This window comes from Calothrix sp. NIES-2098 (assembly GCF_963875125.1).
In the GTDB taxonomy this organism is placed as follows: domain Bacteria; phylum Cyanobacteriota; class Cyanobacteriia; order Cyanobacteriales; family Nostocaceae; genus Aulosira.
The window spans coordinates 769,720-791,423 of the sequence record NZ_CAWNKJ010000001.1 but is presented as its reverse complement, the minus strand read 5'-3'; the positions used below and the strand labels follow the sequence as shown (position 1 = coordinate 791,423).

Below are 21,704 nucleotides of genomic sequence, written 5' to 3'. Positions count from 1 at the left end.
AAGGAAATTAAAACAGGCGATCGCGAAAATCGCGGATTGTTTTGCAACGCTAGCCATGACAATTGTCTAACCGGACTCGATATTATCCCCATTCACCATAACTGGCTCAAACAGAATCCCCATTTCTGAATTACGAATTACTCTTTTGGAACTTGTAACCGCAAAAAATGCACCTTTCCCGATCTCTCTCCAGCAGAAACTCTCACCCCATCAGGTGCAACAGCACAGCAATATATTGGACTTTCTCCTGTGAAACTAGCAATTACTTCTCTAGGTTGCCAATTCCAGACTTTGAGAGTGTGATCAGAAGAAGCAGAAATCACATAATTGCCATCTGGAGTGAGGGCGATTGCATTTACCCAGCCGCTATGACCTACTAGGGTACTTACTTCTTCGCCAGTTTGCCAATTCCAGACTTTCAGGGTGGAGTCACCAGAACCAGAAATCACGTACTTGCCATCTGGAGTGAGGGCGATTGCGTTTACCCAGCCACTATGGCCTACTAGGGTACGCAGTTCTTTGCCAGTTTGCAAATTCCAGACTCTCAGAGTGTTATCAGTAGAACCAGAAATCACATATTTACCATCAAGAGTCACGGCAACTGCATTGACCCAGTGATTATGACCCTTAAGGGTGCGTGGTTCTTCACCAGTGCGCCAATTCCAGATTTTGAGGGTGTAGTCAGAGGAACCAGATATCACATACTTGCCATCAGGAGTCAAAGCAACTGCATTTACTGAGTAAGTATGACTTTCAAGGGTATACACTTGTTCACCAGTTTGCCAATTCCAGATTTTGAGGGTGTAGTCAGAGGAACCAGATATCACATACTTGCCATCTGGGGTAAGGGCAACTGCTTTTACCCAGTAACTATGACCCGTGAGGGTACGCAGTTGTTCACCAGTTTGCCAATTCCACACTTTGAGGGTGTTGTCCCAAGAACCAGAAATCACGTAGTTGCCATCAGGAGTCAGGGCAACTGCATTTACTGAGTAAGCATGACTCTCAAGGGTACGCAGTTGTTCACCAGTTTGCCAATTCCACACTTTGAGAGTGTAGTCAGAAGAAGCAGAAATCACATACTTACTATCCGGGGTAAGAGCAGCTGCATTTACCCAGTAACTATGATCCTGAAGGGTACGAATTTCTTCTCCAGTGTGCCAATTCCACACTTTGAGGGTGTTGTCAGCGGAGCCAGAAATTACGTACTTGCTATCAGGAGCCAGGGCAACTGCATTTACATAGGAAAAATGACCAACCAAGGTACGAATTTCTTCTCCAGTGTGCCAATTCCACACTTTGAGGGTGCTGTCACCGGAACCGGAAATCACGTACTTACCATCTGGAGTCAAGGCAACTGCATTTACCAAGTAACTATGACCTGTGAGGGTACGCAGTAGTTCACCAGTTTGCCAATTCCAGACTTTGAGCGTGTTGTCATGGGAAGCAGAAATCACGTACTTACCATCTGGAGTCAAGGCAACTGCATTTACCCGACCAGTATGACCGAGCAAAGTACACAGTTGTTCGCCAGTTTGCCAATTCCAGACTTTTAGAGTATTGTCAGCAGAACCAGAAATCACGTACTTACCATCTGGAGTGAGGGCAACTGTATTTACCCAGTAACTATGACCCGTAAGAGTACGCAGTAGTTCACCAGTTTGCCAATTCCAGACTTTGAGCGTGTTGTCATCGGAACCAGAAATCACATACTTATTATCTGGAGTGAGAGCAACTGCTTTCACTGAGTTACTATGATCCGTTAGGGTACGCAGTAGTTCACCAGTTTGCCAATTCCAGACTTTTAGAGTCTTGTCAGCAGAACCAGAAATCACGTACTTGCCATCAGGAGTCAGGGCGACTGCTTTTACCCAAGCACTATGACCCGCTAAAGTACGTACTAAGGAACCACCTGAGGAAGTCAAGCTTGCTGTTTGGGGAAGTAAGCCAGGCGTTTTGCATTGCTGCACTTGAGTTAACAATCTTTGAATTTCTTCTCTTTCAAAACCCAGCAACCGACCTAATAATTGCCCTGGCAATTGCTGTTTATCTTCATTCAAAATATGTGCCGATAGCCTCAAAGCACCTTGAATTAACTGTAAATTCTCATCCTCCGGCAAAAAATCATAATCTGCTATCAAAGCATTAATATTGATGTTCTCCAACTTTGCCTGTAACCAGCGAAAATCACACAGCAGTTGTTGTAATTCTCCTTTCCTTCCCCCCGCTTGCAAGTGATAGGCTAAATTCTGCAAAATATAACCGTCATTTTCTAAACTATGCCAGCTTTGGGGGTATTTTTCGCTGTAAGCGTTTAAAAGCTGGGCGTGCAATTCTGCCAAATTTGATACTGTACCCCGCAAGTACATGTATTGCAAGTCATGCAGTTCTACTAGACGTTGAGGAGATTTACCTGTAGTGCGGAGTAAGGCTTTGCGCGCTAGATTCGTCAGTAATTGACGAGCCTGATATTCTGTTAATCTATTGCTATGCGACCAAATTTTGACAATAGCCGCTTCCGGTACAGGTGTATCTTCTGGGAAAACTGCTAGTTCTAAATAGTTTTGTACTTCTTGTGGTGGCAGTGCCTCAATGCTAATCTTAATTGATTTCAAGATGCTGCCATGAGGATGTTCAAAAAACTCTAAATCAGCTTCCTTGAGTGCTTCTAACAAATCTGACCACGGTGTACCATCCCTAACCATTGCACCATTGAGGGACAGTGCCAACGGCAAATACCCACATTGCTGTGCTACCTCTGTTGCGGTCGTTGGTAACTCTGCTACAGGCTGATTTGCCCAATCTGCCAACAGTTCTAACGCCTGTTGTTTACCTAAAACCGCCAGCTGATATTCTTCTCCTCCCAACGCCGTGACTATCGCCGCATCACGGGTAGTAATTAACATCTGACAGCGTTCGCCCAACACATCAAACGCCGTCGCATCCTCTAAATGCCAGATATCATCCACAATCAGTAAGCAAGCTTTCTCGGCAAACAACTCCCGCAACCGTGCTTTCGCTACTCCCACCTCAGTAAACGCCGCTTGCTTCTCGCCCAACGCCGAAGCCAGATAGGATTGCCAAGTTAAAATCTGAGGCGTTTGTCCCAATGTTATCCAAAATACCCCATCAGGAAACGCCTGTCTAACTTCATCATCCCGCGCTAGATCTGTAGCTAAGACTGTTTTACCAATTCCACCCATACCTTGCACGCCAACACGGCGACTTTTGCCTGTAATCCCCACAGGTTGTTTTGTTGAAGATAATACTTTGTCTTTTAAGGGTGCAAGTTCTTCTTCACGGGATAAAAAGTGCGGTGGTAATTCTGGAACGTTGCAAAGATTCCCTAACAGTTGGCGATTAGGGACAACATCATCAACTACTTTTTTTTTAATTCTTGGGCTAAATCCTCTCGCCCAATCTCAATCAAAGCTGATTCTAATTCACCAAGTCGATTTCTTTGCTCTAACCACTCCCAAATACTGTGAGGTTCTCTTCCCGGTTTGAAACCAGCACGTTCGTGTGGTTGAATCTCAAAATAATCGGCTAAATCTTGCCAGTCTTGCGTCAACCTACGGCAAATAAAAATCTTAGTTTGTCCGGGAATTTGTTTATTAGTAGGTGGTTCCACAACTGGTAAATTAGGTGTTTTATCTATAATATTAGGCTTTTTTTTAAGTTCAGGAATCGACTCGCCAGACACGCCAGCTAACTCAATGGCATTCCGGGCAATATTAAAAGCAAACTCTACAGGCGAACCTGAATCGTATTCCCTATTGTAAGCCGCAAGTGCATCGTAAAAAGCCACAACAAATTCAATCGCGGCTTTGTCGTCAATTGCATCATTCATCCCAATTACATAATTAATGTGCTGAACTATGGCGTTTGCTTGCACTTCCGAATAGCAAGCATTCAATAGCACGCATTCTACTTGGTTAGAAAACTGCCCAAAAAGACCAGCTAATGCTTCTCCTGTAACTAACTGTTCTTTTCCCGTTTCATCCTCAAAGCTTAATCCTTTTACCCCCACTCCATGCCCAGAAAAGTGAATAATATTTGGTCGATAATCCAAAATAGCGCGGCGAATATCTCTAGGACGGACTGCTAAATCGTAGCGGAGGTCAAAGTTATCCCGATTCAGCGACCTTTGTAAGCCTTCTTTTATATCACGCAGTTCTTCATCCAGGCGCAATCTTACCGTCTGCTTGGGATTTGCGGCTAATATCAGGATTTTTTTGGGTTTCATTGAGAGATCGCGGCTTTGATTCTGGTCTTCTTGTGATGGAGCGATCGGAGGCTGGGCAAAATTTGGCTGGGAAGAAGTTTGCTCGACTGTAGTGGAGAGAGTTTGCTCAATGTTATCTAATTCTTGCTCTAAGCGTTTGAGTTCTGTTTCCTCAGCTTGGATTTGTTGTTCTAGCTGAAATTTAACAGCAGCCCCAGCTTCAATTATCAGCGCACGCCGCAACTGCGTTAACTTCTCATTTCTCAGATTCCACTCATCTTGCAGGGAATCTCGTTGTCTTTCCAATCGCTGTTTTTGGTTGATATTCACTTTCGAGCAACCCTACTGTCAGCTTTTTGATTAGCTTCATGGATAATTTTAGGCATTTTTCGTCTTGCAGTTCATGCCTTTTACTAAAATCGCATCGGCATTGCGCTGATGTGCCCAATCTGACGGCAGAATTATACTACACTTGTGCGGCAGAATCTAGTTGTCATGGTGAAACGGCGATCGCCATCTGTGCGATGAGATCCAACTTCACAAGCGTATTAGTCAAATTTAGACCTTAGTCGAAAGCGCTGACAGTTGCACAAGTTGTAATATTGATCAATTCGCAATGTGGTGGCACTAAAAAAATCGCATAGCCAAGAGGAATAGTGAGATGAGCGATCGCATGATTGGGCGCAAGAAAGCAGGGATATCCACTTCTTCAAATCCATCGCTGGTCTCACCAACAACACCAACGCTGGCGAACCCAACAGGCGGTTTTGCGGTAACAAATCATGTGCCAGTGCAAACAACAACTCAGGTAGGAAGTGACTTTCAAGAAGCGCAGTCTGCTAGCGAGCAATTATCGGAACCAGATGCGATCGCAGAAAAACTTCCCGGTCACGACATTAGTCGAATATCGCTGTTTTCTCCTCAAGCCAAACTCTCAACCCAACTAGAAACAACTCATCAGCCGTTTACCCCAGAAGTCGTGCAGCGTAAATGTGCTGCTTGCGAACAGGAAGAAGAAGAACTGCAACGCACAACAGACGCTACGTTAATTCAACGAGATCAAACCAGCAGTTTACCACCTGTTCCCAACTACCAACTCTCGCCCCCTTCACTGCTGCAACCTCCCGACCCTGCTTCACGCTATCGGTTGGGTATGGATATGCATTTGCAACTCGATCCCCAGTTGCAAGCAATGGCAATGCAGTATATCCAGCAACAGCTAGATCCGGCAACGGTTCTACCTGCACTGAACCAGATCGATTTAGGAGTTTTACCAAATCAAACCAGCCCTAACACGCTAAATCCATTTGCCACCCCAACGCCACCGCCTGCTTCGCCAGTTGTACCTGCGGGTAAGGGGCCGGAAACTCCCCGAACTGCCACAGCCGGAGATTTGCTGTCAGCGATTATGGCTGTGCCTGGAATCGATCGTGCTTTAACTTCATTGCAAACCCAAGCAAGCGATCGCATCTCTCAAGACTGGGGAAGGTTAAGAACTGGCGAACAGGTTGCTGTGGTCAGCACTACTGTATTAATTGGTGCAGGCGCACTCGCAGGAGTGCTTTCCGATCCCAACGCTCGCCAATTCGCACTAGATAAATTGAATGGCAAAACCATACCTGTACCTGGATTGAAATGGTTGCGCTTAGAGATGAATACAGGCGGCGACAACTTAATGTTAGGGATGCACGTTGATGTCGGGAGATTGTTACCACCGAGTTTAGGATTTGGGCCATCTTCTCCCAGTGCAATTGGCAGGCCGCCCCAACCTGAGATTCAAAGATTTGCAGATGTTCCACAAGCAAATTCTGAACCATCGATTGGGCAGCGCATTCAACAGGCAGCATCTAGCGGTGGTAGCAGTTTAGACAAAGGCGTTCAACAGCATTTAGAGCAGAGTTTAAATACTGATTTATCTGGAGTCAAGATTCACACTAACACTGAAGCCGATCGCTTGAATAAATCGGTAAATGCGATCGCCTTTACTAGCGGTCAAGATATCTTTTTCAGTGCGGGTAGTTATAACCCTAGTTCTTCTGAAGGTCAGCATTTAATTGCCCATGAAGTCGTGCATACAGTGCAGCAAGCCAACGGAGCAGTCGCAGGGACGGCTACAAATGCAGGCGTTTCCATCAGCGATCCGTCAGATGCATTTGAACAGGAAGCAGAACAAGTAGCCGATCGAGTCATGCGAAAGCCAAAAGAGGCGATGCCTGCGGCGGGCTACGCCAACGCAAATCAACAATCTCAGCCAATATCTCTGACTCACAATTTCAGCAATATTTCGATTCTTGCCAAACGTCAGCCTAATGATGCTGCAAACCTTACAGATGACAACCAACAGCCAGCACCTTTGAATGCTGCCAACTCAACAGATAATCCTGTCAACATTCCTCAAATTACAACTGAAGAAAAGGTTGATGATACTGCTGTATCTCCTAAAATAGCTCCAAAAACTACTCCTGATGAGGCAAATTCTCACGCCGCACCTCAAGCTGCTGCTGAAGTGAAACCAGTAGCTAAATCAACTCCAGAGAGTAACAAGGGAGAGGCTGTATCTGGAGCGAAAGACGGTCAGACTATGCCCAGTAGTGGCGACATAGGAACTACGCCACCACCAACCCCCGCATTAGATACCAGCAGTTCTGAAGGATTGCTGCAATCTTTGGCAAATACCCCCGCTAGTGCCTTTAGTCAGAGTTTGACAACTGCCAAAGCTGCGAGTGCGCAAATTCAAAACCAAGAAAAAGCCACCTTGGAGACTAGTTTTCCAGAAGTCGATCAGCCAACAGGTTTACCACGCAAAGCTGGAGCAAACAAAGCTCCATCTGTCACCTTAGAAACAGGTCAAGTTCCCCAACTCAAAGTTACTGGCGGAGGAAATCCAACTCAGAATGCTGATATTCAGCATGAAGTAGCTCAAGGCCCGTTACCAGGGAGTCAAGTTTCTACAGCTGCTTCCGAACCGAAAGATGATGAAGGTGGTAGTTGGTGGAATTGGCTATTTAACCGAGTGCGTAATTTTCTTGGCTCTCTACCGACAAGCGATCCGGGTTTATCAACCTCAGCAGGCCCGCGCGAGCGAGTTGACCTGAGTGGAGAAGCCGATCCCAATCAGAATTTACAATATCAACAAGAATCCGATCGCGAAGTTAGTAGTCGTAAGACACAAGCCGACGCCGCAACAACCGCAGATTTTGGCGAGAACAACATTTTCCCCACCGTACCCACTCAAAAGCTCCGACCGAACTATAAACCAACTGCTGCTCAAGGGGCAAAAGCTGGTAGTGCTTTGAATCCGCCTGCGATTCCCGATGATATGCGGATGAGCTTAGATCGAGATGCTTCTCCCTTGCTACAGGGAAAAGTCAACGAGCAGCTAGAAGAACATCGCTTGAATCAAGCAGCCTATCAAAAGGAATCTCAACAGGCGCGTGCAGACGGACAACGTCGGATTGCTGAAGAAACTGAACAGACGCGATTGAAGCAAGAAGGAATGCGACAACAGGCGCGAACCGAGGTGAATGCAGAACGGCAAAGATGGCAGGATGAAAACCTGAAAATTCAAGAGAAATATGCTTCTCAGTCAGATGCGAAGCGCTTGGAAATCGATCGCCAAATTCACGAGAAAGTTCAGACCACAGAACAACAAGCCGATCAAAAATTTACAGAAGCAGAAACGAAAGCTGATGCTGCACGCCAACAAGCAGAAGCGCAAGCAGCAGAGAAAAAACGAGAGGCAGATAACAGACCTCGCAGTTGGTGGGATCGAGTTAAAGGTGCTGTATCAGATGTATTTGACGGCATTCGCTCGGCAGTAAATGCCATCTTTGACGGTCTGCGCAAGATTGTGAAAGGCATCATCGATGCTGCCAAAGCAGCAGTACGCATACTAATTGATGCAGCGCGAAGTGCGATCGTTGGTCTAATCAAAGGATTTGGGGAATTTGTCAAAGGTCTAGTTACTGTTGCCTTATTTGCCTTTCCCGAAACCGCCGCCAAAGCCAGAGCTTGGATTGATGACAAAGTAGACAAATCAGTTGAGGCTGTCAACGCCGCAGCGGAAGCCCTAAAACGGGCTACAGATGCGATTTTAGATGCAGTTGGTTTAGCCTTAGATACAGCATTGTCGGTAGTTCAAGCTTCCTTCAATTTGATGCTTGATGGACTAGAGTTTCTAGCAAAACTTCCCTTCGAGGCGATAGAAGCTTTAGCAAAACTCTGGGAGTGGTTGAAAGAACACAGTCATTTCTTAGAAGGAGCGCAAAAACTTTATGATGACCCCAATTCGGTAATTGAGGGTATCAAAGCAGCTTTGGGTGAGAAGCTTGCGGAAGTTCCCGGCCAAGCCTATGCCTCAATTGACGCTGAAGGGCAAAAGCTAGGAGGGTCTGCTCAAAAACACATTAAAGGGATTTTGCGCCATTTAGACAAGGCACTGGAACATCTCAAAAATCACTGGTGGGAAGAGGTCAAAAAAACAGGTTGGAACCTACTCTGGCCTTGGCCTGCGGTTTGGAAAGATTTGAAAGAGATTTGGGCACAAATCAAGTTAGGTGTTGCTAGCGCCAGCAAGCTAGAAATTAGCAACGCCATTGACTGCTATCTCAAAATGAGTCAATTGATGAATGGCGTTTTAGGCAACCTTTACGGCTGGTTCTTCATTGGCTCAGTCTTAATTGGCGCTATTATTGGTGCTTTCTTCGGCGGTGCGGGTGCGCTCCCTGGAGCCTTAGCCGGAGCCGCTTTTGCAGGTGAAGTCGGACAGGGATTAGTGATTGCCTTGGTAGCAACCGAAGGAGCCGTCATTGCCAAGTCTGTATATGACCTCAGTGCTGGAGAAAATACCCCACAGCAAGACGAGGAAGACTACAGTCACATTGCTGGTAGTACTTTAACACTAGCTATTACTGGAGCGCTCATGCTCATTGGCGAGCTGGCTGCTAAACTGGCTAAATCTATTTGGGAGGGAGCGAAAAACTTATTTAAGGGTGGTGAAGCACCCGAAGTTAAAGTTGGCGGCGAAGTACCAGAAGTCAAAGGTGAAACTCCTGAAGCTAAAGGCGAAACACCAGAAATTAAGGAAGAACCGACTCCGACAGAATCTAAAGCTGATACCGAAACTCCAAAATCAGAAGGTGAGTCACAATCAAGTACAGAGAAACAACCGACAGAAGCAGAATCGAGTACCAAAGTTGAAGTTGACGAACCTAGCCTTGATGGTCAGCGAGAAGTACAAGTTACCGAAGATGGTGGATGCCGAGTTTGTGCATCACCCTGTGACAAAATACGTCGTAAATATAGTGAAGAGCTTGAACAACGTCCCGATCTGGAAAAACGGATCAACGATATAGAAGCTTCTGTTGATTCTAAATCAAACAAAGCAAAGCAATATCGAGAGATTGAACAACAATTAGCAGATCTTCGGAAAGCTAATCGACTTGCTGATGAGCCTAGAAGGCTCCGCCAGGAGTATGCTGAAGAACTGAACGATCCAGCTAATAAAGTTATTAAAGATAAAAATATTAAAGAACGGCTGGATGCAGCAGAAAAAAACACCGATCCAGTAGAGAAACAAAATGAACTAACTCAGATCCAACGAGATTTGACAGAGGCTAGACACTCTGGAAAACAGGGAGCCTATCACGGGCCGAAACCAGACTATACAAATCCAGGACATCACGACCCCTCCAGTCCTAACTTTAGAGGTGGAGGTTCTATGACAACACCTTTGCCGGAGGATGCTGCTAGTGTTTACAAAACAGCAATTCCTGATGAACAAGGGAAAAATTGGTATGGACAAAATGCTGATGGCGAAATTTATCGATATCAGCCAAATGGAGGTAACGATCCAGGTGTGCATTGGAATGGTAGAGAAAATTCTCCACGTGGATTAGAAGTGCCATCATATATTAGAAAACGATTTGCAGAAATTAATAATAAATAGCCATGATTTTTGGTTTACAACAACGTTTTGCCATTGAAAGTGAGCTGGATAGTTCTACACCACAGTACTTGTTTGGCAAAATTTGCCTATGGTCTAGCAGTATGCGTTTAGGTAATTACGATCAAGTTGTGCTATTACCACCTGTTGCCAATTTTTTCCAAAAAACTCTTCGTTTTCAAGGCAAACGAACCGATCAGTTATTAAGTACTAGTAGTGCTGGAGAGGTGCTGAATACTATTCGTAGCATTCTGTATAGAAATTTAGAATATGAGGGATTTATTCAGCAAAATTTTCAGCAAAGGAAGCGTTATGAAAAATTTTGTATTTGCCCAAACGGTAGTGAGGCATTTGATGGGGAGTTTGCTGTACTAATAGAATCTTCGGAAGGAGAACGGTTTATTTGGGAGGATTTTAAAACCAAAAATATTCACGAAATCATGTTAGCATCTGCTGAGTACGAGACAGTTATACAAGCTTTTCTCGATTGGATTCATCCGTTAATAAACTACGATTCATTATCTGATTATTTTTCGGATGATGTATTTGTACTTGTGGGAAATTACAAACAAATATCACGTCCAGAAATTCAAGCTTTAATACGCCGTTTGGGTGGTCGCATAGACCAAAAAGTTTCTGAACAAACTTCTTTTTTGGTGTTAGGTGATACTAATTCTCAAGGGAGTTATAAAATTGCTCAAGCAGAATCTTTACACATTCCGATTTTGACCGAAGAGGAATTTATTGCTCTGTTGCCATCCTCTCTTAAGTGAATGGAAACCGATAATCAAAACTGTGTCATCAAGTTGATAATATTATACGATTTAAAAGTGCGATCGCTTACTCCGATAAATCCCCAAATCTTTCCCGATACCGAGCAAGCATAGCCTTCATTTCTGCAAGCTGCTGTTCGGCTTGTTGGCGCTGTTGCTGCGCCTGTTGTGCGACTTCTTCGGGTGTGGGTATCAGTTGTCCATCAGAATTGAAAAAGCGCAGTTTTGATTGTTGAATCCCCAAATATAACTCTAATTGCTGACTCCACAACCAACCAGCTTCATTTGGTTGCAGTTGTTGATAACGACCGTCTAATAAATGAAATCCTTTCAATTCTAAACTTTCTGGGTCAAACCAAAAATAGTCAGGAGTTCGCCAAATATCTTGATAGATTTCCTTCTTCAACCCTCTATCAGTAGCAGCCGTTTTCTCAGAAAGAATTTCTATAATTACATATGGGTATTTGCCATCTTCTTCCCAAACTACCCAGCTTTTACGTGTTTTGCGTTCGGTATTGAGAACTACAAAGAAGTCAGGGCCTCTAAATTGCTCAGATTTACGCTGACGAGGACTGTAATATACTGTCATATTCCCGCAAGCGTAGAAATCTTGACGCTCTTGCCAGCACCATTCCAAACACTGAATCAACAGCAGTATTTGCCGCAAGTGTAGTTCTGTTTCCAAAGGCGGTTCATCACTGTATAAGTCGCCTGGAGGAAATATAACATCTTCTGGTGCGTCTTCTGAAATCATTGCTAAGTCTTGAGCAGAAGACATAATAATTTCTAATCTGCAACTATTGGGACAAGATAAATCTAATTCTACCTAATTAACTTATCTGAGGATAATTTCAACCTACACTATATTTCACTTATTTAAACTCCATTTTCCACTGTAAGCACACGAGTACCATGTCCTGTTGTCCTCGTCCTCATGCTTTCGGATGACTTGCTTGCCAAATATTTGCATAGCTACTAGCTGATTCGCTAGGCTATTTATATTCAAGTTATTCTGAGGCTTGCTATGTATGGATTTTGAAGGACAGCCTACCGCCACAACTGCTACAGACAACATGGAATTGCGATCTCCTAATGCTCGTAAACCTTTGGTATTGCTGCGAGATACTGAGGCTTTACTACGTCGCCCCACTGTAGCAAAACTTGTACCGATTTTACCACCCAAGCTGAGTAATAAATTACAAACAGCCTCATCTGTAGCTGAGGAATCTTTAAAAGAACTAGCAGAAATTGACTTAGAGGAAATAGGTGACTTTGAACTGCGACCTGCAAGAATTCGGGTTGGGTTAAGCTTTGTCGGTTTTGGCGCACTAATGATACTGATATTGTTGCTGCACTTGAAGACTTTAAATCTACAATTCAGTACAGTTGAGCAGATCCGGCAATGTTGGTATCAATATGTTTGGTTTGTCTGCTTAGGCGTAGCGGGGATGTTTATCTTGGGTAGAGAGGCTATGCGTCCGATCCGCAAACCGCGCAAATTACAAAAACGCTAATCTTCCTAAGTAAAGATATTTTAATAATTTTAATACTTTATAATTCCAAGTGTGGCTGGGTATATACACCTTGAGGAGCCATTGGATATGAATCATGATGCTTTTATTGTTAAACCAGGCTCGAAGATTTCTTTACAAAAGCAATACGATCCTGCCTATAAGGCTGATTATCAGCAAAAAAGTGATGCTGATGGCAAATTAGAGGCAGATATTCAACGACTAGCTTATTACCAAGATATTCTCTACGCCCAAAATACCTATGCGTTGCTGATTATTTTTCAGGCAATGGATGCTGCTGGTAAAGACAGTACAATTAAACATGTGATGACTGGTGTTAATCCTCAAGGTTGTCAAGTCTTTAGTTTTAAATCACCAAGCGCAGAAGAATTAGACCATGATTATCTTTGGCGTTCAATGAGGGCTTTACCAGAACGCGGCAGGATTGGGATATTTAATCGTTCATACTATGAAGAAGTATTAGTGGTGCGCGTGCATCCAAAAATTCTTCAAAATCAACAACTTCCTCATTTTCCTAAGGGAAAGGAGATATGGGAACAGCGTTTTGAGGAAATCAATAATTTTGAAAAATATTTAGTTAATAATGGTATTATTATCCTCAAATTTTTTCTGAACGTTTCCAAAGCCGAACAGAAAAAACGCTTTTTAGCACGGATTGAATCACCTGAAAAACATTGGAAGTTTTCTGCCAATGATGTGCGAGAAAGAACTTTTTGGGATGATTATATGAATGCCTATGAAGAAGCTTTTCAGCATACTAGCACTGAATGGGCACCTTGGTATATTATTCCTGCCGATCGCAAATGGTTTACACACCTGGCAGTTGCGGATATCATTTGCACAAAATTAAAAGAATTGAATTTAAAATATCCTAGTGTAAGTGAGGAACATCAGCAGCAACTTCTGCAGGCGAAGCAAATGTTAGAGAGCGAAGATTAACTATTGATTTAGATTGAAAAATATTAGATTTTAATTAGTTATTAAAACGCACTAGCTCACAAATGGCTAAGGGCAAATGACACCCTTGGTATTTATCTTGAATTATGCCAACCTATTTAATCCAAAATGCAGCGAGAAATCGCCGCATTCACAGTTTTATCCTGTAGAGTTAATTAGAGCAGCATTGATTGAGCAGCTGCTCAAACTCATTCTATATAGTTCTTAAGCAGGTATATCGTGTATACCTATCCACCCGCTTCTACTTTTACGTTTACTTGTAAAAACATTGGTATTAACTTTTTTTTGATGTTGCAGAACTTTAGGTAATTCCTCTATGGCTGCTTCTGGGAATAAACTAGAGTTTAACTCTAATTTTGGCATTTCTTGCCAACAGTGGCGGCAGAACCAGTAAACTTCAGAACCGCGTATATGTTTTAACAGCACATCAGAACAGCAAGGACAGTAACTCATATTTATGACATCCTTTTATTAATAAAGCAGGCTGAAGACTCTGGATCTTGGGAACAAAGAAATATAACTAGTGAGATATAAAAAACACTCTTGATGAATCAACAATAATTTTGAAATGTGAGGAACTTGTGAGGAAGGTTAAGTTTTTTACTAGTTCGTCATATTTATATATATTTCGCAATACATCAATTAGATATCTAATAAATGCACCGCCATAGTCTTATATAAATGTAGAGCTTGCTTATATAGCTATGTTTCAGGTTGTTTAAGGCAGCAAATGAGATGAATGACATCCTCACAAGATCCTCAAATTATCTTCGTATAACCATAAGTGTGGGGCTTAAGAGAAGAAAAATTTACTACATACCTCTTAAGTATCTCTATCTGTTTAAGGAATTTAAACCATGCTAGAAATGCTGCACAATCAACAAACAGAACGCCAAGTCTCCAAAGAACAAGCCTTAGTGTTGCTTTTGGGTGAAGTTGGGATTGCAGATATTCCTTTAGTAGGTGGTAAAAACGCTTCCTTGGGAGAAATGATTCAGCAACTCAGGCGTAAAGGGGTAAAAGTTCCTACAGGATTTGCAACTACTGCCTACGCTTATAGGTACTTTATCTCTGCGGCAGGCTTGGAAACAAAACTCAGAGAGATTTTTGCAGATCTCAATGTTGAAGATGTCAATAATCTGCGGCGTTGCGGGAAACAAGCTAGATCGCTCATGCTGCAAACGCCATTTCCAGTAGAATTGCAGGAAGCGATCGCTCAAGCTTATCAAAATCTCTGTCACCAGTATGAACCCAATACCGATGTTGCAGTTCGTTCCAGTGCTACGGCTGAAGACTTACCCGACGCCAGCTTCGCAGGACAGCAAGAAACTTATTTAAATGTCCACGGACTCGAAGCTGTATTACAAGCTTGTCACAAATGCTTTGCCTCAATCTTTACTGACCGTGCCATTTCCTATCGGCAAATCAAAGGTTTCGACCACTTCAACATTGCCTTATCGGTAGGCGTCCAAAAAATGGTACGTTCTGACCTAGCCTGTTCGGGTGTCATGTTCTCGATTGACACAGAAACAGGTTTTAAAGATGCGGCCTTAATTACTGCTGCTTACGGTTTAGGTGAAAACGTCGTTCAAGGAGCAGTTAATCCAGATGAATATTTAGTATTTAAACCTACATTAAAACAAGGATATCGACCTATTCTCAAAAAGCGCCTTGGTAGTAAAGAAATTAAGATGGTTTATGACCTAGGCGGCTCAAAATTAACTAAAAATGTTCCCGTTGTACCCTCAGAACGTAATGTATTTGCGCTCAATGATGAGGAAATTTTACAACTTGCTAATTGGGCTTGCATTATTGAAGAACACTATTCCCAAGTGCGTGGTACTTATACGCCAATGGATATTGAGTGGGCGAAAGACGGTATTAGTAATGAACTATTTATTGTCCAAGCACGCCCAGAAACAGTGCAGTCCCAGAAGCAGGAAAATGTGCTGCGCAGTTATCACTTAGTGCCGAAAGCTGAAGAAATTCAGCCTCTTGTACCTCTGATTACAGGTCGAAGCGTCGGTGAGATGATTGGCAATGGTAAAGCTAGAGTCATCTTAGATGTACATCAAATTCATCAGTTTCAACCGGGAGAGATACTGGTAACAAACCGCACTGACCCCGACTGGGAACCAATTATGAAACGTGCCAGTGCGATTGTCACTAACTCTGGTGGACGCACCTGTCACGCCGCGATTATTGCAAGAGAATTAGGAATTCCGGCGATTGTTGGTTGTGGTAATGCCACTACTGTATTAAAAACTGGACAAGAAATTACCGTCAGTTGTGCTGAAGGTGAAACTGGAAAAGTTTACCCAGGTTTATTACCTTACGAAATTCAAGAATTACCGCTAGAAAAATTACCCCATACCCACACCCAAATTATGATGAATGTGGGCAATCCGGAAGAAGCATTTGGCTTTGCAGCTATTCCTAATGATGGGGTGGGATTAGCAAGAATGGAATTTATTATTGCTAACCAAATCAAAGCACATCCTTTGGCATTACTTCACTTCGAGCAGTTAGATGATGAACTTGCTAGATACAAAATAGCTGAGTTAACTGGCGAATATCAAAACAAAGCACAATTCTTTGTTGATAAATTAGCTGAAGGTATTGGCACTATAGCAGCAGCTTTCTATCCAAAACCTGTAATTGTCCGTCTATCAGATTTTAAGAGTAACGAATACGCCAATCTTTTGGGTGGTCAACAATTTGAACCCAAAGAAGAAAACCCGATGATTGGCTGGCGTGGTGCTTCTCGTTACTATGACGATCGCTATCGTGAAGGTTTTGCTCTAGAGTGTCAGGCGATGAAGCAAGTACGAGACGAAAAAGGCTTAACCAATGTAATTTTAATGATACCTTTCTGCCGTACTCCAGAAGAAGGTCAGCGTGTATTGGCAGAGATGGCAAAACATGGTTTGGTGCGCGGAGAAAACAATTTACAAGTCTACGTCATGTGTGAATTGCCTAGTAACGTCCTCCTAGCAGACGAGTTTTGTCAGGTATTTGATGGCTTTTCCATTGGTTCAAATGACTTGACACAATTAACTCTCGGACTAGATCGAGATTCCGAGTTAGTGGCGCATTTATTTGACGAACGCAATCAAGCTGTCAAGCGGATGATTGCTAAAGCCATTCGCACAGTCAAACACCACGGACGTAAAATCGGTATTTGCGGACAAGCACCCAGCGATTACCCAGAATTTGCCAGCTTCTTAGTAGAAGAAGGAATTGATTCAATTAGTCTTAACCCTGACTCAGTGCTGAAGACATTGCTGGAAATCGCCACTACAGAAGCAGGGAAGTAAGGAGATGAGGGAGTGTGGGAAGTGTGGGGAGTATGGGAAGTGTGGGGAGTGTGGGAAGTGTGGGAAGTGTGGGGGGACAAGGGGGACAAGGGAGACGAATGACCAATGACAAATGACAAAGGACTAATCACTATGTTTCACAAAATTTTGGTTGCTGTTAACAACTCGGAAATTGGTCAGCAAATTTTTGAGCAAGCTCTATCTTTAGCTAAAGCAACTAATGCGGAATTAATGATAGTGTATGTACTTTCACCTTTTGATGAGCGCTACCCCACTCCCCCAGGTGTATCGACAGATGGCATCTATCCACCCTTTACTACTGACGATGTGAACTATTATTTGGGACAGTGGGAATCATTAAAACAAGAGGGAATAGAATTCCTCACATTGTTAACCAATAAAGCGATCGCTCAAGGTGTAAACGCTGAATATACTCAAGAATTTGGCGACCCCAGTCGGATGATTTGTGAAGTAGCAGATAAATGGCAAGCCGATCTGGTTATTATAGGCCGTCGGGGATTGAGTGGAATCAAGGAATTTTTCTTAGGTAGCGTCAGTAATTATGTATTGCATCATGCCTCTTGTTCAGTTTTGACCTTACAAGGAGTAAGTAAAGACACTACACAAACCCCACAACCAGCAGTTGTAGAATCAGCTTATTAATTTTTTAAGAATTCGTCTTGCACGTAGTTATACCACAGGGAACAGCTAACAAAATCGTTGCTGTTCCCTTTTCTGCAACTCCTTTAGGAGCGCAATTTACTAGTAACTGTTACATCATGCTTAAGAATTTTTCTACTCTGGAATACATAAAAATATAATGTAGCAATTTGCGATTAAATTTATTGAAATAAGAAATAAATTAAGTTATTATACCAACACATTTATGTAATCACCGAAGTAACAAATAATTCAAAGAATATATGAGTCAGAATTTAGATGTTCAAGAATTTGTGATAGCGATCGCAGTTAGACAACAGAATCCCACAGTTTTGACAGCAGACTTTCTCAAATATAGTGGCATTGTTCCTAGTGATTGGGAACTGGCTCGACCACCAATATTAACGAATGCTGCGGCTCAAGTAGTTTTCCAAAACGGTGTGAGTATAATTGCAGAAGTCAATAGAATTGTATTCTCTGAAATAATTGCCAATAAAGAAGCTCAAGATGTGTCTATCCCGCTAATAGCTCGTAAGTATGTTGAGACATTGACTCAGGTCAGCTATCAGGGGGTTAGCATTAATTTTAGGGGCTACGTGCTTTTCGATCGGGAAAATGGCACACCTCGTAACTACATTTTTGGCAACCTGCTGAAACCTGGCCCTTGGCAAGAGTATGGGACATCTCCTGTGCAAGCTGCATTGCGGTTTATTTACACCCTTAAAGAAGCCCAACTATTCTTGGATGTTAATGAAGTTGGACTACAATTGCCAGATAAATCCTTACTTCCAGCAATTTTGTTCTCTGCTAATGTCAGCCACGCAGTAGCTCAAGACGATCCAGTGCAGCGCTTAAATAATCTAGTTCAGGTAATTGGTAATTGGCAAAAAGATTTAGAAACTTACAAAGAAGTTGTCAATACCAAGTTTTTAACCACTGGGAGCTATCAAATTAACTTAGCGCCAAATGAGCCGCTGATTTTTCCTAAGGAAGCAATTTGATAAAGTAGCTAACATATCACGCATTTAGATACCCGACCTTTAAAAAAGTTGGGTATCTAGTCTTGCAATTTTCACTATTTCTTCTCAGCACAACCATCCAAAACCCGATTACCTAGAATGAGAGTTGCTGAGTAAGAATAATTTTTGTCTGACATACCATCGCTACATGTGTCAACTTGCTTAATAATTAAGATATTGCTGGCTCTACCCTTTAATCGATAGACTCGCACCAAATTAGCTGGACGACCCTCTGCTTTTAAGGGTGTGACATAAGGAAACGTTTGCTTTGGTGCGTCTGGTGAAGAGTAGACAATTCCCCGCTTGCTGACAGTAACGCTCCAAAATGGTTCTGTACCTCTAGCGATAAATTCTTCACTATTGGCAGTTTGTGCAACAGCCATACCATTTCCATGCATCGACAATAAGCTAATACTAAACCCAAGGATCGCAATAGATGAGATAAAGGTTTTCATAGAAATTGAGGTTTACAATATTAAGAAAAACTTGAGTGCAAGGTGACTCAATCAGCCGTGAATCATCATGGGGCAATGCCACAAAGCAGTGAACCCACTTATTACTCCCTGCTAGGACTGCATCCCTCGGCATCGGTAATCGACATCCGTCGCGCTTATCGAGAACTGAGTAAACGCTATCATCCTGATACTACCGACTTACCTGCCACTGTCGCTACTGCTAAATTTCAGCAGATCAATGAAGCCTACGCTACCCTAAGCAACCCAGAACGCAGGTTAAGCTACGACCTGAAAATTGGCTATTCTCGCTTTGGCGTAATTCAAGCACCCGCTGATTTAAACCATCCGGTGACAAATACCTATGACTGGTCAAAATCAGCTTACCTTGATGCTAGCGATCGCCCTCTGTCATCAGGCGAAATTTTTGCTTTGTTTATTTTGGGTTTGACTTTTTTGGGTTGTCTGTTACTGGCGATCGCTATTGGTTTGATGCGCGGTGAAGCTGCTTTCCAAACACAACAGCTACCACAAACGCCTGCTACCCTACAGCAAATTAATCAACTGTCGCCATCAGCTAGCATTTGGGAAATTAAAAATTATTATTGTTAAGGTTGAATTTTTAACTAATTATGGCTTTTCTTCCTCCTGATGCTCCCCTTTATAACCATACGCTGCCACAAATTGAGCAATGGCTCAAAGACCAGGGCTGTAAACAAGATGAAGCACAGCTACATTGTTGGCACGTCAAACGCCCCAATTGGCAAGCTGATCTCTCCCTTGATGTTGAGCAACTGACTGTGCGATACATCGAAGCTGGAGAAAATAAGCAAGATATTCAACGCTCATTCAAATATTCCCTGAGCCGAGAAGATATCGAACAGGCGGTTTTTTCTGGGCCGTGAATTGGGCATGGGGCATGGGGCATTGATCGTTTCTCCCTTCCCCACACTCCCTTGTCTTCCTAATTTCTCACACGCTGCCAAATCTCCGTTCTCGTTGCTGATAGGCAGACAAGGCGCGGTGAAATTCTTCGCGGTCAAAGTCTGGCCAGAGAGTTTCAGTGATATAAATTTCTCCATAAGCCATCTGCCAGAGCAGGAAATTTGATAAACGCATTTCGCCACTAGTACGAATTAATAAATCTGGATCGGAAATCCCTGCTGTATAAAGGTGGCGTTCAAATACCGCTTCATCAATTTCATCAGGTTGTAGCAAACCTTGCTGGACTTTTTGAGCGATCGCGCGACAAGCCTGTAAAATTTCCTGTCTTCCACCATAATTTGTGGCAACTGTAAACCGGATACTGCGATTATCCTGAGTTTCTGCCATTGAACGAGAAATTTCTGCTTGGAGCGATCGCGGTAGAGCATTTAAATTGCCAACAAACTGAATTTGGACGTTCTCCTCTACCATTTCCCGCAGTTCTTGGCGTAGAACTCTTTGAAATAGAGTCATCAAAAAATCAACTTCTTCCTGAGGCCTTTTCCAGTTTTCTGTGGAAAAAGCATAAGCTGTTAACGCCTGAATTCCCCAATCTTTACAACAACGCAGTAAATCCTTGAGCGCATCTACTCCCCGCTTATGACCCATAATTCGGGGTAGACCTTGACGTTTAGCCCATCGACCATTGCCATCCATAATTACCGCAACGTGCTTGGGCAGTAGTTCTCGTTTTAAGCCAGGGGGCAATTCTTGCAGTTGAGTTTGTTGTGCTGTCATTTTTTATCTCGAGAAGCGGTCGATGGTAATCCGAGTATCCGTGAAACTAGGGCTAGTCCCTTGCTACTAATCTGACGTCCCAAGCTTAACAAACCAGGAGCCACAGCTTCCCGATCTACTGTTGGGGATAATAGAGTCTCTAAAGTCTCTTTGAGTTTCCTAATCGTCAGCGGTCTATTTAGAATTCCCCGTTCCGCTAAGGAAATAGAACCAGTTTCTTCTGATACAACGACACAGATGCAATTTTCGACGCGCTCAGTAATTCCCATCGCAGCCCGATGGCGTGTACCCAACTGGCGCGAGGCTGTGCGTCCCGAAAGTGGTAAAATTATACCTGATGAGATAATCCGTGAACCACGTATCAAAGTTGCTCCATCATGCAACAAAGTTTTTGGTTGAAAGATTGTTTGAATTAATTCTTTAGTAACCTCAGCATTCAGCCTTACTCCTGGTACAGAAAAATCTCGCTCGTCAATTGGGCCTGTAGTTTCCAAAATTAATAAAGCTCCAATCCGGTTTTTTGACAGTTCTTTGACTGCATCAACAATTTCATCAATTACACTATCTGATTTAGGTACTGCCAGACTGGATGGTTGAAATAATTGGCGGAATTCACCACGCCCTAATTGTTCTAAAAATCGCCGAAATTCTGATTGGAGAGCAACTGCCATTGCTACCGCGCAGCCAATTACTAACTTTTCTAGTACGAAATTTAATAGTGGTAGCCCCAATCTATTACTGAGTGCTGAGGCTAGCATCAAGATAATAAATCCTCGTACCATCCACAGCGTCCGGCGCTCGCTAATAATAACTAGTATCATGTACGTCAGCGCCAACACGAATACAATATCCAGAGTCCCAAGCAGCAAGGACTGCGACCATCCCAGGTTTGTCAGCCATTGCTTCCACCAATCTCTCATGACATCTGGATTACGATTTTGCCTCTAAAATACAGTGAATTAATAGTCCAGAGTCAATAGTCTAGGAAGCCACTGCGGTGAACCCAGTGCTACGGGAGGGGAGCCACTGCGTTGTAGCAAGTGGCGTTTTTCCTCCGCAGCCGACTGGCAATCTTCACAGAATTAACGACGAAAGAGCGTCAC

General features: G+C 43.2%; 16 protein-coding genes. 9 read left to right on the top strand and 7 right to left on the bottom strand.

Annotation, left to right across the window (positions count from 1 at the left end; all coding sequences use genetic code 11):
* Nucleotides 1-137 precede the first annotated feature (137 nt).
* Both AACU33_RS03300 and AACU33_RS03295 read right to left on the bottom strand, forming a co-directional pair.
* Entirely contained in the window at nucleotides 138-3,245 is a 3,108-nt protein-coding gene (locus AACU33_RS03300; RefSeq protein ID WP_096587028.1) for an NB-ARC domain-containing protein, read from the bottom strand.
* Nucleotides 3,246-3,379: 134 nt separating this feature from the next.
* Nucleotides 3,380-4,555 (bottom strand): CHAT domain-containing protein, encoded by a 1,176-nt coding sequence (locus AACU33_RS03295; protein WP_339375726.1) that lies wholly within the window; start codon nucleotides 4,553-4,555, stop codon nucleotides 3,380-3,382.
* Nucleotides 4,556-4,886: 331 nt separating this feature from the next.
* Here AACU33_RS03295 and AACU33_RS03290 point away from each other — a divergent pair, with 331 nt between their 5' ends.
* Together AACU33_RS03290 and AACU33_RS03285 are read left to right on the top strand one after the other, a co-directional pair.
* Nucleotides 4,887-10,172, top strand: coding sequence for an eCIS core domain-containing protein (locus AACU33_RS03290; protein ID WP_096587027.1), 5,286 nt, complete (start codon nucleotides 4,887-4,889; stop codon nucleotides 10,170-10,172).
* A gap of 2 nt (nucleotides 10,173-10,174) precedes the next feature.
* Complete coding sequence (locus tag AACU33_RS03285) at nucleotides 10,175-10,942, top strand: Imm42 family immunity protein (RefSeq protein ID WP_096587026.1); 768 nt, start codon at nucleotides 10,175-10,177, stop codon at nucleotides 10,940-10,942.
* Nucleotides 10,943-11,009: 67 nt separating this feature from the next.
* On the opposite strand, the gene AACU33_RS03280 is transcribed toward AACU33_RS03285, so the two are convergent.
* Nucleotides 11,010-11,720 carry a Uma2 family endonuclease gene (locus AACU33_RS03280; RefSeq protein ID WP_096587025.1) on the bottom strand — a complete coding sequence of 237 codons (711 nt, stop codon included), beginning with the start codon at nucleotides 11,718-11,720 and terminating at the stop codon, nucleotides 11,010-11,012.
* A 250-nt stretch (nucleotides 11,721-11,970) separates the two neighbouring features.
* On the opposite strand from AACU33_RS03280, the gene AACU33_RS03275 reads away from it, so the two are divergent.
* The gene (locus tag AACU33_RS03275; protein ID WP_096587024.1) at nucleotides 11,971-12,456 is read left to right on the top strand and encodes a hypothetical protein; all 486 of its coding nucleotides are present in this window, start codon (nucleotides 11,971-11,973) and stop codon (nucleotides 12,454-12,456) included.
* An 87-nt stretch (nucleotides 12,457-12,543) separates the two neighbouring features.
* Nucleotides 12,544-13,413 carry a polyphosphate kinase 2 family protein gene (locus AACU33_RS03270; protein ID WP_096587023.1) on the top strand — a complete coding sequence of 290 codons (870 nt, stop codon included), beginning with the start codon at nucleotides 12,544-12,546 and terminating at the stop codon, nucleotides 13,411-13,413.
* Between the two features lie 222 nt (nucleotides 13,414-13,635).
* Here AACU33_RS03270 and AACU33_RS03265 read toward each other — a convergent pair whose 3' ends face one another.
* Entirely contained in the window at nucleotides 13,636-13,884 is a 249-nt protein-coding gene (locus AACU33_RS03265) for a hypothetical protein (RefSeq protein ID WP_096587022.1), read from the bottom strand.
* A gap of 404 nt (nucleotides 13,885-14,288) precedes the next feature.
* Here AACU33_RS03265 and ppsA point away from each other — a divergent pair, with 404 nt between their 5' ends.
* From ppsA to AACU33_RS03250, 3 genes are all read left to right on the top strand, one after another.
* A complete protein-coding gene (gene ppsA / locus AACU33_RS03260) occupies nucleotides 14,289-16,748 on the top strand; it encodes a phosphoenolpyruvate synthase (protein ID WP_096587021.1) in 2,460 nt (819 codons plus the stop codon).
* A gap of 132 nt (nucleotides 16,749-16,880) precedes the next feature.
* Entirely contained in the window at nucleotides 16,881-17,411 is a 531-nt protein-coding gene (locus AACU33_RS03255; RefSeq protein ID WP_096595109.1) for a universal stress protein, read from the top strand.
* A gap of 260 nt (nucleotides 17,412-17,671) precedes the next feature.
* Complete coding sequence (locus AACU33_RS03250; protein ID WP_096587020.1) at nucleotides 17,672-18,409, top strand: hypothetical protein; 738 nt, start codon at nucleotides 17,672-17,674, stop codon at nucleotides 18,407-18,409.
* Nucleotides 18,410-18,483: 74 nt separating this feature from the next.
* On the opposite strand, the gene AACU33_RS03245 is transcribed toward AACU33_RS03250, so the two are convergent.
* The gene (locus AACU33_RS03245; protein WP_096587019.1) at nucleotides 18,484-18,882 is read right to left on the bottom strand and encodes a COG3650 family protein; all 399 of its coding nucleotides are present in this window, start codon (nucleotides 18,880-18,882) and stop codon (nucleotides 18,484-18,486) included.
* Nucleotides 18,883-18,957: 75 nt separating this feature from the next.
* Here AACU33_RS03245 and AACU33_RS03240 point away from each other — a divergent pair, with 75 nt between their 5' ends.
* A complete protein-coding gene (locus AACU33_RS03240) occupies nucleotides 18,958-19,491 on the top strand; it encodes a DnaJ domain-containing protein (RefSeq protein ID WP_096587018.1) in 534 nt (177 codons plus the stop codon).
* Between the two features lie 20 nt (nucleotides 19,492-19,511).
* Complete coding sequence (locus AACU33_RS03235) at nucleotides 19,512-19,784, top strand: DUF3143 domain-containing protein (protein ID WP_096587017.1); 273 nt, start codon at nucleotides 19,512-19,514, stop codon at nucleotides 19,782-19,784.
* Between the two features lie 67 nt (nucleotides 19,785-19,851).
* On the opposite strand, the gene AACU33_RS03230 is transcribed toward AACU33_RS03235, so the two are convergent.
* Nucleotides 19,852-20,601 carry an isoprenyl transferase gene (locus AACU33_RS03230; RefSeq protein ID WP_096587016.1) on the bottom strand — a complete coding sequence of 250 codons (750 nt, stop codon included), beginning with the start codon at nucleotides 20,599-20,601 and terminating at the stop codon, nucleotides 19,852-19,854.
* Nucleotides 20,598-21,521 (bottom strand): diadenylate cyclase CdaA, encoded by a 924-nt coding sequence (cdaA, locus tag AACU33_RS03225; protein WP_096587015.1) that lies wholly within the window; start codon nucleotides 21,519-21,521, stop codon nucleotides 20,598-20,600. Before cdaA ends, AACU33_RS03230 begins: the two co-directional genes overlap by 4 nt.
* Between the last annotated feature and the right edge of the window lie 183 nt (nucleotides 21,522-21,704).

Coding starts and splice junctions, on each gene's coding strand:
- AACU33_RS03290 (WP_096587027.1), top strand. CDS start 4,887: ATGAGCGATCGCATGATTGGGCGCAAGAAAGCAGGGATATCCACTTCT.
- AACU33_RS03280 (WP_096587025.1), bottom strand. CDS start 11,720: ATGTCTTCTGCTCAAGACTTAGCAATGATTTCAGAAGACGCACCAGAA.
- AACU33_RS03245 (WP_096587019.1), bottom strand. CDS start 18,882: ATGAAAACCTTTATCTCATCTATTGCGATCCTTGGGTTTAGTATTAGC.
- AACU33_RS03230 (WP_096587016.1), bottom strand. CDS start 20,601: ATGACAGCACAACAAACTCAACTGCAAGAATTGCCCCCTGGCTTAAAA.
- cdaA (WP_096587015.1), bottom strand. CDS start 21,521: ATGAGAGATTGGTGGAAGCAATGGCTGACAAACCTGGGATGGTCGCAG.
- AACU33_RS03250 (WP_096587020.1), top strand. CDS start 17,672: ATGAGTCAGAATTTAGATGTTCAAGAATTTGTGATAGCGATCGCAGTT.
- AACU33_RS03235 (WP_096587017.1), top strand. CDS start 19,512: ATGGCTTTTCTTCCTCCTGATGCTCCCCTTTATAACCATACGCTGCCA.
- AACU33_RS03270 (WP_096587023.1), top strand. CDS start 12,544: ATGAATCATGATGCTTTTATTGTTAAACCAGGCTCGAAGATTTCTTTA.
- AACU33_RS03255 (WP_096595109.1), top strand. CDS start 16,881: ATGTTTCACAAAATTTTGGTTGCTGTTAACAACTCGGAAATTGGTCAG.
- ppsA (WP_096587021.1), top strand. CDS start 14,289: ATGCTAGAAATGCTGCACAATCAACAAACAGAACGCCAAGTCTCCAAA.
- AACU33_RS03275 (WP_096587024.1), top strand. CDS start 11,971: ATGGATTTTGAAGGACAGCCTACCGCCACAACTGCTACAGACAACATG.
- AACU33_RS03285 (WP_096587026.1), top strand. CDS start 10,175: ATGATTTTTGGTTTACAACAACGTTTTGCCATTGAAAGTGAGCTGGAT.
- AACU33_RS03240 (WP_096587018.1), top strand. CDS start 18,958: ATGCCACAAAGCAGTGAACCCACTTATTACTCCCTGCTAGGACTGCAT.
- AACU33_RS03265 (WP_096587022.1), bottom strand. CDS start 13,884: ATGAGTTACTGTCCTTGCTGTTCTGATGTGCTGTTAAAACATATACGC.